Here is a 16,196-nt window from a genome sequence, read left to right on the forward strand (position 1 = left end):
CCGGCCTTTAGCCTGGCCGCTTCCGCGAAAGCGCCATTGTCAGCAACGCCGATCCCGCCTGGCTCGCGGCACGCGCCTACAGCACGATGAGCTTTCCCTTGCGCAGACGCCTGGCGCAACGATAGGCGAGGTCGGCGGCGACCATGTCTTCCATCGCAATGCCCATCGCCTTGTAGGTGGTGATCTGTTGATCCGAAACGCGGCCCGGCGCGCGGTCGAGCAGCATGGCACCAAGCTCGGTGCCGAAATCAGGATCGAAGCCGGCAAGCTCGCAAGAACCGACTGGGGTCGGTTTGAATGCATCCTTGGTTTCGACAAAAAGACTGGATTTGCCGATGAGCTCGATCGGCATTTCACCGCCGGGCGGCGCCACCCCGACCGACGAGACATGCGTGCCCGGTTGGACCCAGCCTGCGTCGATCACCGGCTGGTAGGAGTGGGTCGCCAGGCACACCACGTCGGAACTGCGCACTGCCGCCTCGAGGTCGGCAACCGCCACCACCGACGGATGCAGCCGGGCAAGCGCTGCCGCATCGTCGAAGCTCTTCGATGTAACGCGGATTTCGGCAAAGTCGCGTACCAGCGGCAACAGATGCAGGTGCTGGTTGGCCTGGACGCCGGCGCCGACCACGGTCGCTATCCTGGCGTCCCGGCGCGCAAGCGCGCGCACCGACAGCACGGCGGAGCCGGAGGTTCGCACTGCGGTTATGGAGGTGCCGTCCATGATGCAGACCGGCAGGCCGGACAGCGGATCGAACAGGCTGATGGTGGCGAGGTGGCTGGGCAGGTTCTTGGCCAAATTGCTCTCGAAGACATTGACGATCTTGACGGTCAGGTTCATGCCCTCCATCCGGGCCGGCATGGCGAGGTTGTAGCCGGCGCCGGGGATGTCGAGTTGTGGTCGGGGTGGGTTGACGACCTTGCCTTGTGACAGCGCCTTGAAGCCGTCTTCCAAAACATCGAGAAGCTGGCTGAGGTCGATGCACGCCATCACGTCGGCTTCGCTCAGCACCAGGATCTCGGTCGCTCCCTTGCTGATTTCCGCCGCACTTTTGCCGGCTGGGCTGAACGCTTCCTTGGTCATCCTGCACTCCTGTGTTCGTCGAAAATCGGCCCACCACGTTTGCTCTAAGTGGGTGAGGGAAGCGCAGGTTATTGCGAGGTTTCATGTGATGAAATACGTTGAATTTGGTATCTCTGCGTGAAATCAGCACACAAATCCCTGAGATAGCGTGGATTGTGAAATGGGCGACCTCGACCAGATAGACCGCACCCTGCTCCGGCTGCTGCAGGAGGACGGGCGCCGGACGACGCTTGATCTCGCCGGGCGTGTCGGGCTGTCGCCGACCGGAACCAGCCAGCGGGTTAAGCGCCTGTTCCGCGACGGGTTCATCACCGCGGTCAGGGCCATGCTCGATCCGCACAAGGTCGGCCGGGGAACGCTGGTGTTCATCGAGGTCCGGCTTGACCACACGGCGCCGCATGTCTTCGACCGCTTCGCCGAAGCCGTGGCGAAAGCTCCGGAGGTTCTGGAGTGCCATATGGTGGTTGGCGGTTTCGATTATCTGGTCAAGGCGCGGATCGCCGATATGGCGGTGTTCCAGGATTTCCTGCAGCGGGTCATCCTGCCACTGCCCGGCGTGCGCGAAACGCACACTTTCGCCTCCATCGCCGACGTCAAGCCGAACGCCCTGTTGCCGGTGTGATCAGGTGGAGGAGGGGACGCTGTTCAGGGCGACATTTGTCGCATCTTCGCCACCTTGTCCCTCTCCTGGCGCGCCTGCCGGTGCAGAGACGCCGGAGATCGGCTCTAGCCTTGGGTCAGCAGGTTCGCATCGCGGGCCAGCCGCCACTCACCGTCAGCCTCCTTGCGCAGGAGTGTCAGCGTGTATCCCGATTGACGCACCGGCTTCCCGTTCGGCGGCGTCGCGGTCATATCGATACGACCGCGCATGAAGGCCCAGTCGCCGAGAAGCTGTAGTTCAACGATCTCGTTCGTGCCGTCGACATGAACGCCTGCCATCTCCTGCGCGGCCGCCGCGAAGATCGCCTTGTCGAAGGGCTCCCGGCCGGGAACCATGAAGATCGCGTCGTCCGTCATCAGGCTGAGGACGGTCGTGATGTCTCCACGCTTGCTCGCATCCATCCACGTCTCGACCAGCTTTCGGATTGCTCTTTCGTCGTCCGTCATCCGTTATCTCCCTGGCTTCTCGCCGTCGTCGATACCGCACGGCGCTCCTCCCTCGCCGCAACATAGGGCTTAGATCGCTTCCGTCATCGATTGCAGTATCTTATCGACGTCGCGCAGCGTGGGCATGGTCCGCGAAACGGCAGGTCCGCGCCGCCCTCTATGCCTACCGCCAACCGCCCGAGGCGGTGATGCGCTCGCCGGTCAGCCAGGACGCGTCGTCGGAGGCGAGGAACACCGCGATGCGGGCAATGTCGTCGGGCTGGCCAAAGCGGCCGAGCGGGGTCATGGCGATGACCTGCTTCTCGAACTCGCTGCCGACGATGCCGATGCGTTTCAGACCCTCAGTGTCGACGCCGCCTGGGGCGATGGCGTTGACGCGAATGTTGCGGGCGCCCAGTTCTCTCGACATGGACAGCGTGATCGAATCCACCGCGCCCTTGGTGGCGGCGTAGACCAGGGAGTTCGGCTGCGGATTGAGGCTGGCGACCGAGCTGATGTTGATGACGCTGCCGCCTCCGGCACCGAAATGGTTCACCGCTTCCCGGATGGTCAGGATAGTGCCCAGCACATTGGTGTCGAATTCGCGGTGAAACTCGGCCTCGGTCACAGCCTCCAGCGGTTCGAATGCGAAGACGCCGGCATTGTTGACCAGTATGTCGAGCGCACCGAACGACGATTTGGCCGCCTCGAACAGGCGGCGCACGTCGGCCGCTTGCGACACGTCGCCGTGGACGGCAACGGCCCGGCCGCCTGCGTCCTTGATCTCGGCAACGACGCGGTCCGCATCTTCCCGCGACGAGGCGTAGTTGACGACCACGGCGGCACCGGCCGCCGCAAGACCCTTGGCGATGCCGGCGCCGATACCCTTGGAGGCGCCGGTGACGATGGCGACCTTGCCGTTCAGCTTGCTCATCAGATATCTCCTTTGTCGATGATGAGCGGTATTTAATGGTGATCGGATAGCGTATTAGGATTACCTCGATCGGTTCTTTCGTGCCTGGAATTCTTGAATGACCACCATCCTCGAAAAGACCGCCGGTCTGGTCGCCTTCGTGCGTACAGTCGACGCCGGCTCGTTCCATGCCGCCAGCCGGTTGCTCGGCTCCAGCCCGTCGGCGGTGTCGAAGAGCGTGGCGCGGCTCGAGCGGCGGCTGGGGGTCAGGCTGATCCAGCGCTCGACGCGTCGGCTGGGACTGACCAGCGAAGGCCTCGCCTATTACGAGCGGGTCGCGCCTTTGCTGAGAGCGCTGGACGATGCCGAGGACGTCGTTCAGATGGCGGATACGGCGCGCGGCTTGCTGCGCGTCACGGCAGCCGTCGAACTCGGGCGCGGCCTGATCGCCTCCTGGGCGCAAGCATTCCTGGCTCAGCACGGCGAGGTGAAGCTGGAGCTCAGCGTCACCGACCGCCATGCCGACCTGATCCGCGAAGGCTATGACGTGGCGGTGCGCATGGGGGCGCTGTCGGACACCGGGCTCGTCGCGCGCAAGATCGCCAATCTGCCGATCGTGCTGGTGGCCTCGCGGACCTATGTCGAACGGCGCGGCCGGCCGGCTTCGATCGAGGCATTGCAAGACCACGACTTCGTCCGTTACCAGATGGCCGGCCGGCCTTATCCCGTCACATTGGCCGACGGCACGGTGATCGTGCCGAAGGGGCGGCTCGATACCGACGACGGCGGCGCCATCCGGCAAGCGGCGCTTGCCGGAGCCGGCATCGCGCATCTGATGCAGTTTGCCGTGCAGGACGATCTCGACGCCGGCCGTCTGGTCCGCATCCTGCCCGAGGTGGCGATGCCGACCATGCCGGTGCACATCGTCCATGCGTATGGGCGACAGCTACCCGTCCGCGCCCGGCTGTTCGTCGACTTCCTGGCGGGCCGGATGGCGGTGCTGACACGATAGGATAGGTCGGGACGGCCTCCGCCGTCGATCCGTCACCCGGTCATCAGAACGCAATCTTCACCGAGGCGGCACTGCGGTTGGCCGACCCGTGAAAGACGGCCTCGATGTTGTTGCCGTCGGGATCGAGCAGGAAGGCGGCATAGTAGCCGGGATGGTAGTGCTGGCGCTCGCCCGGTGCGCCATTGTCCGTGCCGCCGGCCTCGAGGCCGGCCTTGTAGAAGGCGTCGACCATCGCGCGGTCCTTTGCCTGGAAGGCAAGGTGGTGGCGCCCCGTCAGCTTTCCCTCGGCCGCCCGGCTGTCGGCGCTCGAAACGAACAGTTCGTCGGCCCAGAAATAATCCTCGGCGCTGCCGCCGATCGGAATATCGAGCACCTTGAAAACCGCCTCGTAGAAGCGGCGGCTGGCCTTGAGATCCCTGACCACCAGCTGGACGTGATCGATGAGACGGCCGCGATGAAGTTCCATGCCTGTTAGCTCCTGATCGCCAGGTTGGAAATCTAGCTCAGGACGGTGCACGGTCAATGCAATGGAGCAATCGAGTGGCGCGATTTCCCGACTGGATAAAAAATGCAACCGGATTGTAGGATTCGAAATGTCGCCATCGTCCTTCGGACGCAAGCGGCGCTGCGAAGCACGAAAGAAGTCGCGCCGTGTCCAAACGATCTCGGGAGAAAAATATGAGCCTTTCCTACCGTTGGGTCATCGTCGCGGCTGGCGCCCTGATGACCTGTGTCGCCCTCGGGGCGATGTTCTCGCTGGCGATCTTCCTCGAGCCGATGACGCTCGACACAGATTGGTCACGCGCCGGTATATCGAGCGCGATGACGCTGAACTTCCTGGTGATGGGCCTCGGCGGCTTCGCCCTGGGGCGCCATTTACGATCGCTACGGCGCTCGCATTGTCGTGATGATAGGTGCGGTGCTGCTCGGGCTGGCGTTGGTACTGGCCAGCCGCACCGGCTCGCTGCTTGTCTTCCAGATCACCTATGGCGTGCTTGTCGGCCTCGCGGCAAGCGCCTTCTTCGCGCCGATGATCGCGCTGACCACGGCCTGGTTCGACACGAACCGCAGCCTTGCCGTTTCGCTGGTTTCGGCCGGCATGGGCGTGGCACCAATGACCATCTCGCCCTTCGCGCGCTGGCTGATCTCGGCCTATGACTGGCGCACCGCCATGTTGGTCATCGGCGTCGCGGCGTGGGCGCTTCTGGTGCCGGCCGCATTGCTGGTGCGCCAGCCGCCCAAGCCTGCCGTTGACGACGCCACCTCCGACCTTGCCGCCAACGATACCGGCATGTCGGTTCGCCAAGCGCTGCGCTCGCCGCAATTCATCGTTCTGGCACTGACTTTCTTTGCCTGCTGTGCGGCGCATTCCGGGCCAATCTTCCACATGGTAAGCTATGCGATGCTGTGCGGCATAGCGCCAATGGCGGCGGTCAGCATCTACAGCATCGAGGGCCTGGCGGGGCTGGGCGGCAGGCTTCTATACGGCGTGCTTGCCGACCGGCTAGGGGTCAAGCCGGTGCTGATTACCGGTCTGGCGATACAGTCCGTGGTCATCGCAGCCTATCTCGCCGTCAGTGAGCTTGGTCAATTCTACACGCTCGCCGTCATCTTCGGCGCCACCTATGGCGGCGTGATGCCGCTGTATGCGGTGCTGGCGCGCGAATATTTCGGCCAGCGCATCCTCGGCACAGTGTTTGGTGCCGTAACCATGCTGTCCAGCATCGGCATGGCCTTCGGCCCGCTCGCCGGCGGCATGGTGTTCGATGCCTATGCCAGCTATTCCTGGCTGTTCATCGGCTCGGCCCTGGTCGGGCTCGGCGCGGTTGCGGTGGCGATCGCCTTCCCGCGGCTGCCGCGCAGGGAGTTGCAACCGGCGTAGCACGGCGGAGAGAGGATGCAGGGGTCGAAAGTGGACGTCGCATATGTCAGCTTTTGACCCCCAGTCGCGAGGCGTTCTTCGGCGGTGATAGGAGCCGGGTCAAGACTGTGCAGTACCCATCTTCCTTAATTAGCAATCGATCATGCTGCGGCGCAGCGCGTTCATGCCGGCAAGCCGACGTTCGGACGAAAACCCTCAAAAACGGGCGAATGAACGGTTTTTTCGCGTATTTTTGCGCACACCTCACGCGACTATTTCAATTGCGTTAACATTTTGTGTTTGCGGGGCAGCATTTTTTTCCTATCCTCGCCGCAGGGCTTTGCGCATTCGATTGCGTGAAGAACTGGCGTGAGGACCCCAAAAATGCAGCAGGCAAAGCGAGTCTTGGTGACGGGGGGCGCAGGTTTTCTGGGATCGTTCTTATGCGAGCGGTTGCTTACCGAAGGCCACGAGGTTGTATGCGTCGACAATTTCTTCACAGGAAGTCGGAGAAACGTCTCGCATTTGCTCGACAACAGATCCTTTGAGATCATTCGCCACGACGTGACATTTCCGCTCTACATAGAAGTTGATGAAATATACAACCTTGCTTGCCCGGCAAGCCCGGTTCACTATCAGTTCGATCCGGTCCAGACGACAAAGACCAACGTCCATGGGGCGATCAATATGCTGGGCCTCGCCAAGCGGGTTCGCGCAAAGATCCTTCAGGCGTCCACGTCTGAAGTCTACGGCGATCCCGAGATTCACCCGCAGACCGAGGACTATTGGGGCAGGGTAAACCCGATAGGTCCCCGTTCCTGTTACGACGAAGGTAAGCGGTGTGCCGAAACCCTGTTTTTCGACTATTGGCGGCAGCACAGGCTGCGGATCAAGGTAGCGCGTATCTTCAACACTTACGGTCCGAGGATGCGTCCGGACGACGGCCGCGTCATTTCCAACTTCATCATGCAGGCACTGCGAAACAAGCCGATAACCGTGTACGGCACCGGCCAGCAGACACGCTCATTTTGCTACGTCAATGATCTCATCGACGGTCTGGTTCGCCTCATGCACACGGCCGACGATGTTACCGGTCCAATCAATCTCGGCAACCCGGTCGAATTCACGATGCTCGAACTTGCCAATCTCGTGATCGAACTTACCGGAAGCCGATCCAAGATCAGGTTTTTACCCTTGCCGGTCGATGACCCAAGGCAGCGACAGCCTGATATCGGGTGTGCCTTGCGCGAGCTCAATTGGAAGCCAAGAATCGCATTGCGCGACGGTCTCGTCATGACCATTGCCTATTTCGAAGACTTGGTCTCATCGGGATATGCTCGGTCCGCTGCAGCCGAATGAAAACAGTCTTGGTCACTGGCGGGGCGGGCTATATCGGCTCACACTGTTGCAAGGCATTCGCCGAATCCGGTTGGTCGGTCATTGCGTATGACAACCTCTCGCGCGGCTGGCGCGACGCGGTCAAATGGGGACCGCTTGTCGAGGGCGATATTTGCGATGTTGCAGCGGTGGCAGCAGCGCTGCACCAGTATCGGCCGGATTTGGTGGCGCATTTCGCCGCTTACGCCTATGTCGGCGAGTCCGTCGAGCGCCCGGAACTCTATTACCGAAATAACAGTTTTGGGACGCTGGTCTTGCTCGAGGAAATGCTGAAGATCGGCGTCGACAAGCTGATCTTGTCGAGCACCTGCGCGTCTTACGGCGTTCCGATTCGTTCTCCGATTGACGAAACGCATCCGCAGTCGCCTATCAATCCCTATGGATGGTCGAAGTTCATCGTAGAACGAATGGTGGACAATCTTTCGGATGCCCATGGCCTCAACGCGGTTGTGCTCCGGTATTTCAACGCGGCCGGATGTGATCCCGACGGCGAGATCGGTGAGCGGCATGAACCGGAAACACATGTCATTCCGCTCGCTATCGAGGCGGCGGTTAGGTCGGGCCGGATTTTTACCATTAATGGCACCGACTTCGACACCCGGGACGGAACCGCGGTGCGGGACTATGTCCACGTCACCGATCTCGCCCGTGCGCATGTTCTGGCAGGGGAGAAGCTTCTGCGCGATCCGGGCGTCCACGTCTACAATCTCGGCACCGGAACCGGAACGACGGTGAACGAGTTGGTCGATGCGGTGAGCCGGGCTTCGGGAACGCGCCTTCCTGTGGCCTACGGTCCGCGCAGGGCAGGTGACCCGCCTGCGCTTGTAGCCGCGGCCGGCAAGGCGGCCCGGGAACTCGGCTGGATGCCTGAGCAATCCGGAATCGACCGGATCGTCGAAACGGCGCTGGCCTGGTATCGCCGCCGGTTGTGACGATCTTTTTTGCGAAAGAGCCCTACGCCTGGTCAACAAGCAACCGAGAGCGGCGGCGACTGCGGCGAGTGAGAAATTTTCCTCTATTCGTTTTCGCGATGCCTGACCGAGGCGTTCCCGCAAGCCCGGATTGCCCTTCAGTCTTGGCAGGGCGCGCGATTTCAACGTTGCGGTCGCGCGGTCGACGAATTGAACTACATCGAAGATTCATTCGCCAGGACGTCACTCCACGCGCCTTCAATCCACCTTAAGCAACTGGGCAGAATGCGACAGTCGCACAATCCCGTGCTCTTTCAGATATGGCCAATAGGAGTCATTGACTGTTGCTGCAACAACGTCGAACGTTAGCAAGTTCTCGCTTGCGAGGTCCGGGTCATCCTCTCCCCACGCATAGAGAGCCGCTCCAGCGGTATAAGTGCCTGGCAACAATCCCAACGATCGCACGCTGAATACGACCTTGGCCTTCCCAACTATGTCAAATTGGCCAACACCTTCCGCGAGGCTTTCGAGCACAGAGATCAAGTTGCCTTCCTGATCAAAAATCTGGATATGAACCACGCTTCGGTGAAACGAATTCCTCGCGCCCAGCTTCAGCACAAAATCGTAATCGCCACCAAACTTGAGTTGGCTGCATCGCTCGCGCGTACCCGGATACACAATAGCCACCTGCATCCAGAGGTCTTCATCGCCAACGCGCTCGGAACCGTTGCTGCTCGAGGCGGTGTTCGACAGGTACGCATCGATGATCGATGATGCCTCGCCAAAATCCTTCAGAAGGCCGCGGTCCAGATAAATCGCTTTTGTGCAATGCTGCCGAACCATGGCCATGTTGTGGCTCACGAACAGCACGGTCCGACCTTCCCCCGCGACGTTCTTCATCGTGCCGATACATTTCCTTTGAAATTCAGCATCGCCGACAGCAAGCACCTCGTCGACGACGAGAATTTCCGGCTCCAGATGAGCAGCGATCGCGAAGGCAAGCCGAACATACATGCCGGACGAATAACGCTTGACCGGCGTTTCGAGAAAGCTGCCGATATCGGCAAATTTGATGATCCGGTCTAGCTTACGCGTGATCTCGGCCTTACTCATGCCGAGGATCGCGCCGTTGAGGTAGATGTTCTCGATCCCGTCGAGATCCGGATGGAATCCGGCCCCTACCTCCAGCAAGCTTCCGATCCGGCCTCGCATCACCGCCTCGCCCTCATCCGGAGCCGTGATCGAGGTCAAAACCTTGAGCAGCGTCGTCTTTCCCGAGCCGTTGCGTCCGATGATACCGCACACGGTGCCAGTCGGAACGGAAAAAGTGATGTTCTTGATGGCGAAGAATTCGTTGAGGGAAGCTTCGGCTTCCCGCGAGCGCAAACGCGCGACAAGTTGTTCGACCTCCTCACGCAATGAGCGCACGCCGATCGCGCCGCGCCGGTAGCGCTTGGAAAGTCCTCGAACCTCAACGGCTGGCAATTCTGTCATCGATCTCAAGCCGTAACATTTGCGGTTCGACCGCCGGGTTGATCCGCGCTCAGCCCGTCCTTCACGACGCGCGCCGTGACAACGATAGGATAGGCGGTATCCCGGACGTCGAGCTTCTGGTCAGAAACTTCTTCCTTGGCGAGTCCCTGGAGAAAACAAACTGCCGCAAAGACGTTGCCGTGAGTTTCGAGCGCCATATTCGCGGTGCTGAAGGATTTCGCAAGCAACTTCGCCAACGCCGCCTGCGTCAATGACCAGAACCACGTGCTGCCCCACTCGCCGCGATCGATCGGGGTGATGCCAGGAACAGTTAGCAGCAGCACGCCCCCAGGCTTGAGCGCTTCGGCCAGTGCAGCGACCGCGGCCGACATGTCGAAGATCAGATGAAGTGTTTGCGTGAGGATGATGCAGTCGAAGGCGTTTGACGGCAGGACTCCGGGTTGCGACAGGTCCCCTATGATGGTCGCGTTTGGACTATCGGGATCAACATGCAGCACGTCGCTCTTGACGACATGAGCACCGCCAAAATGCATCGTGTAGCTGTTGTCGCCGATTTCCAGCACACGGCCATGTATGTCGGCCGCATTCAATTGTAGGAAATTCTCGATATAATACCGATCTATTGGCTTGCCGCGATCATATCCAAATGAGCGGCTCATCGGCATCGTGCGTGCGAAATCCCCAAACCGCACCGAACCGACGGGCGGAGCCCGCCAATCGGCGCCGGAAGCTCCGAGCAACCGTTGCACACGCCTGCCGACCTTGCGCTTTATCCTAAATGCCGCCGTTTGCAGGGTGATCGGCGGCGACATTTGCAAAGCCTGCCGCAGCATGCGAATCGCTTTGGCGGGTTCAGCGCGGATCGCGCGCAAGGCCTCAGTAGTCAACTCTTCGGTATAGTAGGTCTTCCAGAACCGCCTACCATCGCGGACTGCAAGACGCACATCGTCGTCAACCGGACCTGCCAACTGCTTGTCAAGCACCGATAATGCTGCAGCGAGCATCATTGATCGATCCTTCGACATGTTGTCGCCGTGCATGCGATACTCGGCGACGAGATCGTCGTGCGTTACGATCGAACCGCGCCGGGCGATTCGCAAGAATAGCTCATAGTCTTCGCAGGACCGCATTGAAGCGTCGAACCCGCCTATGGCCGCGAGCCTCTCCCGCCGATAAACCACGGTCGCATGCATCGCAATGAAGTTTCCCGTCCGCAGTAACTGAAAATAAGGATCTTCAATAAGCGCGACGTGATGCTTGTCTGACTCGATCGCACCGCTTCCATTGATGAAGCGATGAGCTCCGTAAGCGAGAACCGCATCTGGATGCGCAACCAGCATTCGCACGCCCGTCTCAATTGCATTCGGAAGGAGACGATCATCCGCGTCCAGAAAGATGATGTAATCGGATCTGGAAGCCTCCAGTCCGGTGTTTCGGGCGGCCGCGAGCCCGCAATTGTCCTGCCTGATCAGGCGCACGCCTGGATGACGCTCGACAACCGATGCCGGATTGTCGGTGGATCCGTCGTCCACAACAATAATTTCATCCATCGGCCGGCTTTGACGAAGACAGCTCTGAATGGCTTCCTCAAGAAAGCGAGTATGGTTGTAAGTTGTTATGACGACTGCGATCATGAAACAGCCAAATTCTCCTTAGCTTCGCAGAGAGGCAACGGGCTGGTGTTCGTTGCCAGAAATCGAACGCGACCTTAGGCGTCACAAACAGAATTTTGGCACAGAAATGATGGACACTCGTCAGTTTTAGCACGTCGCCCCCAGCGTGGCGATGCGACTTGTCATTCACGTAAAACGGTATCGTTGATATCAGAAATCTCAGGCTCGGTTCGCGATCCAATCCGCGCCACCGGTCCCGCCCACTTACTTCCGTGCTCTCGTCAGCAGCCTGAACACCTTCGACAGGATGCGGCGTGGCGTCAGCCGCCGAGCGAACCGGCGTCCGGCTTCGATGGCGAGGTCAAACCTATCGCGAAGTGTCAGGGGCCGACGCTGGGCCGGATAGCGCGCAAATGCGAAGCGGAGCGCCCGCTGCAACTTCGGCGTCATCAATCCCGAGGTCGACGCATGCATCTCAACCCATTCGAGGAATCCAATGCGAGCAGCATGCGGGCGCAGTCGATCGTAGATGCCGGAAGCAGTCGCCTTGGCCGATGTCGAATCGAGGTGCTGCCTGTAGCGGCCGGTGGGCGTGGATGTCACGAATACCGGATAGCGCAACAGCAGTTTTACGAGAAGGGTCTGGTCTTCGTAGAGTTCGAACGCCTCATCGAAGCCGCCCACCGCTACCAATGCTTCGCGGTGAACCATGATCGAGCAGATGCACGGCACATGGGCCCGCTGGCGCACGATGACCTGGTCGAGCAGGTCGGGCGGCATGTGCAGACGGTTCGATTGGCGTGGCATCGAGTCGGTCCAGTTCCTGTGCGGCTCATCGGGGAACCACCACAGGGTCGGTCCGTAAAGGAGCTTGATGCGAGGATGCGCATCAAAGATCGCAAGTTCCGTCTCGAATTTTTCCGGCTCAAATATATCGTCGCCATCCAGGAACGTGAAGAACATGCCCGACGCCGCCGCGATTCCGGCATTGCGCGCCGCGGCGGCGCCGCGACGCTGGCCGTTCGATCGAATCAAACGGATTCGCGGATCTGCGGCTGCTGCAGCCACCGCGATCGCCACGCTCCCGTCGAATGATCCGTCGTCAATGAGTAGCATTTCCCAGTCGGAGAAGGTTTGTGCGCGCACGCTTTCGATCGCGGCCGGAAGAAACCGCTCGACATTGAGGAAAGGCGTGATGACGGAGATCAATGGCATCGACGTCGTGCCCATTGTGCAGAATGCGCGGCGGCCGACGAAAGGCGACTTTCACTCTCTACGGGCCCGCAAGGATTGTCATTTCTCTTCACAGCATGTCCATGGCCGTTCGTTCGACGCGTTGAAAGATCACGACCCCGATGAACAGCACGACCGAGGTCGTGACAAGCGCTGCAGTGATTTGTGGCGCACCGACTGCCGAGGTGCCGAGGAAGCACCAGCGCCCTTCATCAATTATGACAGCGAGCGGATTCAGAAATCCGGTCAGCGTCCGGTACTGCTCGGGAATAGCCGAAAAAGGAAAGATGATCGGCGTCACGAACAGCCAGATCTGAATCAAGAACGGAGTCATATGAGCTGTATCGCGGTATTTCGCGGTTGACGCTCCTAGACAAAGCCCAACAGCCAACGAGAATGCCGCGATCTGGATGATCACCAGCGGAAAGAACGCGAGGCGCCACGACAACCCGTCCACTTTTCCTGTCAGCTGGTACCAGAGCAAGAAGGCCAATGCGACGCCAAGCTGGATCGCCAGGGCCACACCGTTCGACAGCAGCGATGACACGGGAACGACGAGTCGCGGGAAGTAGATCTTGCTGAAAAGATGACCGTTAGCAATGAAGACCTGGCTCGCGGTTGAGACGACTTGGGAAAAATACGACCACAGCACTAGCGCTGTCAGATAAAAGATTGGCGCGGGATGGCCACCGGTTGAAATGCCCGCGATACCGCTGATGACGGTGGTCAAGGCTGCGGTAAGCGCCAGGGGCTGCAGGATCAGCCAAGCCGGACCAAGCAAGGTCTGCTTGTAGCGGACTTTGATGTCGCGCATCGCGAACAGGAGCAGCAGATCGCGATAGCGCCACAGGTGCCAGAAATCGAGATCAAACCAGCCGCGTCGAGGAGTGATAATGGTAGTCTGCTGTGCGTTCATCAGAACAGATGATCCTCGATTTTTCGCAAGAATTCGTCCCCTGACCAGTTGCCGACATACAATCGAGGTAAACGCAGCACGTCTGCCTCGGGCGAGACGCACCCGGCGCGCGTCGTGCATGCGAACTCAAATCCCGCTTCCCTGACGGCAGATACCGACAGAGCGTCATGGTCTCCGAATGGATATGCAAACGAGAGGACGCGTTTTCCTGTCATTTGCTCACAGGCCGAACGGCCGTCGACGATCTCGCGAAGCTGGGTCGCGAAGGAATGGGCCGGAAGCGTGGGATGACTGACAGTATGACCGCCGATCGTTATCAGGTCGTCACTGATGTCACCAACCTCCCCGGGAGTCATAATACAGTGCTCTGGCCTGGCGTCGAGACCAACGCCCGCCCATTTCGCAATGTCTTCGACGTGTGCGTTCTGTTGCTCATACGGCAGAGTTCGGAGCGCCGACCACACCTCCCGGTAGACTTTGTCACGGCCGGCCTGATCCACCATCTTCGGGATAAGCCAGTGATGCCTGCTTCCCTCGATCGTGATGTCGAGTTGGTCAGGCAGTTCAGGCGTCTCAAGACAGATGCGCGTGAGCGCATCCCACCAGAATTCTCTGCCGCTTCCGATTGCTCCCGTCGCAACAAACAGCGTCATCGGGCAGTCGTGACGCTGGAGGATCGGGCGAGCGTTGCTGTAGACGTCGTGATAGCCGTCGTCAAACGTAACAACCGCAAGCGGTTTGCCTGGCTTTCCCCGTGCGATGACATCAAACAGTTCATGCAAATGCACCACCCGCCGGCTCCGCGTCAGCGCTTCGATTTGTTCGTCGAACCTCGCCGGATGGACGGCTAGCTTCCACGGATCGACGGCGATATCTGCAACGCGATGGTACATCAGTATGATGGGAGCACGGCGCAGGCGTCGACGCCGCACCAGCCGACCAAGTTGCAGGAGAACGCGCGGGATCACCATCGGTCTCCCGCCGCAGGAACCGTAAAAACCACGCTCATATCCGATCGCGGATGCCATCCCCATCGACAGAAACGCGATACATGTGAGTGTTCAAGCATATAGCTGATGGCAATAAGACCGCGAGGCCACGGGCACGGATGTGAGCGAAATGAAAGGAAGCATGAAGGCATCCACAAATTTGGGCGGATTGAAACCAGCATATTAGCACATGTCGCCGCCGTAAATGCGAAGACCGAGCGAATTCTCAGACGTGAAGTAGCCGGTAGGGAGAGGCCCGGCTTGATACTGTCCCGCTCGAGCATGCTAGTATTTAGGCCGGTGGCGCTCCCGTCTTTCTTTCATCCTTCATCAAAGCAGGTTTTTTCGAGATGCAACCCGCAGTTTCCGTCATCATTCCTGCTTACAATGCGGAAATGACTATCCGACACACCCTCCAGTCGGCCGCCTCGCAAACTTTCAAACAGCTAGAGATCATAGTGGTCGATGACGGGTCGACCGACCGGACCGCTGAGATCGTTGAGGCATTTGCAACCAGTGATCCGCGTATTTCTTATCTGAGACAGCGGAACCAAGGGGTTGCTGCCGCCAGAAACCTGGCAATTCATGCGGCGAAGGGTGAATTTATAGCGCCACTTGATGCGGATGATGTGTGGCACCCGACAAAGCTGGAAAAGCAGCACAGCCTCTTTCAGTCGCGGCCGTCTCTCGGCCTTGTCTACGCGTGGTATCGGGTCATCGATGATGATGATTGGGTGATCGAATGCTCCCCGCCAACTCTCGCTCGCGGGGACGTCCACAATTGGTTGCTGGTTGAGAATTTTATCGGCAATGCAAGTTCACCGCTAATCAGGCGATCAGTTCTTACGGCAACCGGGGGATACGACCCGTCGCTCAGAGCAGCAGGCGCCCAAGGAGCCGAAGACTTGCAGATGCAGCTCAACATTGCCGCGATCTGCGATTATGATGTCGTTCCGGAGTATCTGATTGGTTACCGGCGATCACCATCTTCTATGTCGACCAGGCATGTCGTCATGCTGACATCGCACCGGATCGTCCTTGAAACAGTCCGCACGCGACATCCCAAGCTAGCGTCTTTCTTGTTTCGTTGGTCCGATGGCGTGGCCTCAGCGTATTATGGCACTGAGGCCGCCCGCACGTCGCCAGGCGCGGCCATCGCTCCGCTTGTCCACGCAGCACTGATCGATCCGGCCGCGCTGTTTCATGTCTTCGCAAAGCCGTCTGCACAAGCCCTGTGGCGGCGGCTGCGTCGCTTTGCGCCGAGACTGCTCGCCGTTAAACAGCGCATGGTTTCGACCTCACCGCATTCCATCTGTACCTCTGGGCGTTTTTTTGACGCCGATCCGACCTTCATCTGCCAGCCATTTCCTCCAGAGTGGCTTCGAAGGCGAGTCCAGGTGGCCCTCAAGACGCCGACGCCGCGCCAGCTTCGCGAGTCAGGTCCGAGGAGTATTCCGTCCGCTCCCGTCGAAGGCCGCGCATAAGGTCTTAAACACAAGGTGCCGGCACCTAGACCCCCCTTGATCTGAGACCGGCTGAAATGGCAGGTGTTAAGCGACGCCCCGCCTAGAGCGGGATGAGATTAGTTTCGGTCATAGCCGGAGTTTTTGAAGTAGTGTGAGCACTCGGCGGATGTGATGCGGTTGAGAATTTGGCCGATCGCGTCGCAGACGGTTTGGACGGTGC

Annotated in this window: 14 protein-coding genes and 1 pseudogene; 6 read left to right on the top strand and 9 right to left on the bottom strand. The window is 59.8% G+C overall.

Annotated features, from left to right (window positions below):
• Positions 1–76 precede the first annotated feature (76 nt).
• Positions 77–1,084 carry an ornithine cyclodeaminase family protein gene (locus ACWUKX_RS26355; RefSeq protein WP_456009686.1) on the bottom strand — a complete coding sequence of 336 codons (1,008 nt, stop codon included), beginning with the start codon at positions 1,082–1,084 and terminating at the stop codon, positions 77–79.
• A gap of 160 nt (positions 1,085–1,244) precedes the next feature.
• Between ACWUKX_RS26355 and ACWUKX_RS26360 the strand changes: the two genes are divergently transcribed.
• Positions 1,245–1,706: an Lrp/AsnC family transcriptional regulator gene (locus ACWUKX_RS26360; protein ID WP_456009687.1), complete on the top strand. Its 462-nt coding sequence runs from the start codon at positions 1,245–1,247 to the stop codon at positions 1,704–1,706.
• A gap of 104 nt (positions 1,707–1,810) precedes the next feature.
• On the opposite strand, the gene ACWUKX_RS26365 is transcribed toward ACWUKX_RS26360, so the two are convergent.
• Together ACWUKX_RS26365 and ACWUKX_RS26370 are read right to left on the bottom strand one after the other, a co-directional pair.
• On the bottom strand, positions 1,811–2,191 hold the full coding sequence (locus ACWUKX_RS26365; RefSeq protein WP_456009688.1) for a YybH family protein: 381 nt from the start codon (positions 2,189–2,191) through the stop codon (positions 1,811–1,813).
• A gap of 163 nt (positions 2,192–2,354) precedes the next feature.
• Positions 2,355–3,104 carry an SDR family NAD(P)-dependent oxidoreductase gene (locus ACWUKX_RS26370; protein ID WP_456009689.1) on the bottom strand — a complete coding sequence of 250 codons (750 nt, stop codon included), beginning with the start codon at positions 3,102–3,104 and terminating at the stop codon, positions 2,355–2,357.
• Between the two features lie 97 nt (positions 3,105–3,201).
• Here ACWUKX_RS26370 and ACWUKX_RS26375 point away from each other — a divergent pair, with 97 nt between their 5' ends.
• Positions 3,202–4,095 (top strand): LysR family transcriptional regulator, encoded by an 894-nt coding sequence (locus ACWUKX_RS26375; protein ID WP_456009690.1) that lies wholly within the window; start codon positions 3,202–3,204, stop codon positions 4,093–4,095.
• 43 nt (positions 4,096–4,138) lie between these two features.
• Here ACWUKX_RS26375 and ACWUKX_RS26380 read toward each other — a convergent pair whose 3' ends face one another.
• A complete protein-coding gene (locus tag ACWUKX_RS26380; protein ID WP_127208828.1) occupies positions 4,139–4,561 on the bottom strand; it encodes a VOC family protein in 423 nt (140 codons plus the stop codon).
• Positions 4,562–4,773: 212 nt separating this feature from the next.
• On the opposite strand from ACWUKX_RS26380, the pseudogene ACWUKX_RS26385 reads away from it, so the two are divergent.
• From ACWUKX_RS26385 to galE, 3 genes and pseudogenes are all read left to right on the top strand, one after another.
• Positions 4,774–5,977: pseudogene (locus ACWUKX_RS26385) on the top strand (MFS transporter).
• Positions 5,978–6,340: 363 nt separating this feature from the next.
• Positions 6,341–7,315 carry a UDP-glucuronic acid decarboxylase family protein gene (locus ACWUKX_RS26390; RefSeq protein WP_456009691.1) on the top strand — a complete coding sequence of 325 codons (975 nt, stop codon included), beginning with the start codon at positions 6,341–6,343 and terminating at the stop codon, positions 7,313–7,315.
• Positions 7,312–8,286, top strand: coding sequence for a UDP-glucose 4-epimerase GalE (gene galE / locus ACWUKX_RS26395; protein WP_456009692.1), 975 nt, complete (start codon positions 7,312–7,314; stop codon positions 8,284–8,286). Before ACWUKX_RS26390 ends, galE begins: the two co-directional genes overlap by 4 nt.
• Positions 8,287–8,523: 237 nt before the next feature.
• On the opposite strand, the gene ACWUKX_RS26400 is transcribed toward galE, so the two are convergent.
• The 5 genes from ACWUKX_RS26400 to ACWUKX_RS26420 all read right to left on the bottom strand — a co-directional run bounded on the left by ACWUKX_RS26400 (position 8,524) and on the right by ACWUKX_RS26420 (position 14,489).
• Positions 8,524–9,759, bottom strand: a complete 1,236-nt coding sequence (locus ACWUKX_RS26400; protein WP_456009693.1) for an ABC transporter ATP-binding protein — start codon at positions 9,757–9,759, stop codon at positions 8,524–8,526.
• 5 nt (positions 9,760–9,764) lie between these two features.
• Positions 9,765–11,393 carry a glycosyltransferase family 2 protein gene (locus tag ACWUKX_RS26405; protein ID WP_456009694.1) on the bottom strand — a complete coding sequence of 543 codons (1,629 nt, stop codon included), beginning with the start codon at positions 11,391–11,393 and terminating at the stop codon, positions 9,765–9,767.
• Between the two features lie 243 nt (positions 11,394–11,636).
• Positions 11,637–12,587 carry a glycosyltransferase family 2 protein gene (locus tag ACWUKX_RS26410; RefSeq protein ID WP_456009695.1) on the bottom strand — a complete coding sequence of 317 codons (951 nt, stop codon included), beginning with the start codon at positions 12,585–12,587 and terminating at the stop codon, positions 11,637–11,639.
• A gap of 88 nt (positions 12,588–12,675) precedes the next feature.
• A complete protein-coding gene (locus ACWUKX_RS26415; protein WP_456009696.1) occupies positions 12,676–13,521 on the bottom strand; it encodes an ABC transporter permease in 846 nt (281 codons plus the stop codon).
• Entirely contained in the window at positions 13,521–14,489 is a 969-nt protein-coding gene (locus tag ACWUKX_RS26420; RefSeq protein ID WP_456009697.1) for a polysaccharide deacetylase family protein, read from the bottom strand. The genes ACWUKX_RS26415 and ACWUKX_RS26420 overlap by 1 nt, the downstream gene beginning before the upstream one ends.
• Before the next feature lie 371 nt (positions 14,490–14,860).
• Between ACWUKX_RS26420 and ACWUKX_RS26425 the strand changes: the two genes are divergently transcribed.
• Entirely contained in the window at positions 14,861–15,994 is a 1,134-nt protein-coding gene (locus ACWUKX_RS26425) for a glycosyltransferase family 2 protein (RefSeq protein ID WP_456009698.1), read from the top strand.
• Positions 15,995–16,196: the final 202 nt, after the last annotated feature.

It is taken from the genome of Mesorhizobium sp. f-mel (assembly GCF_053850215.1).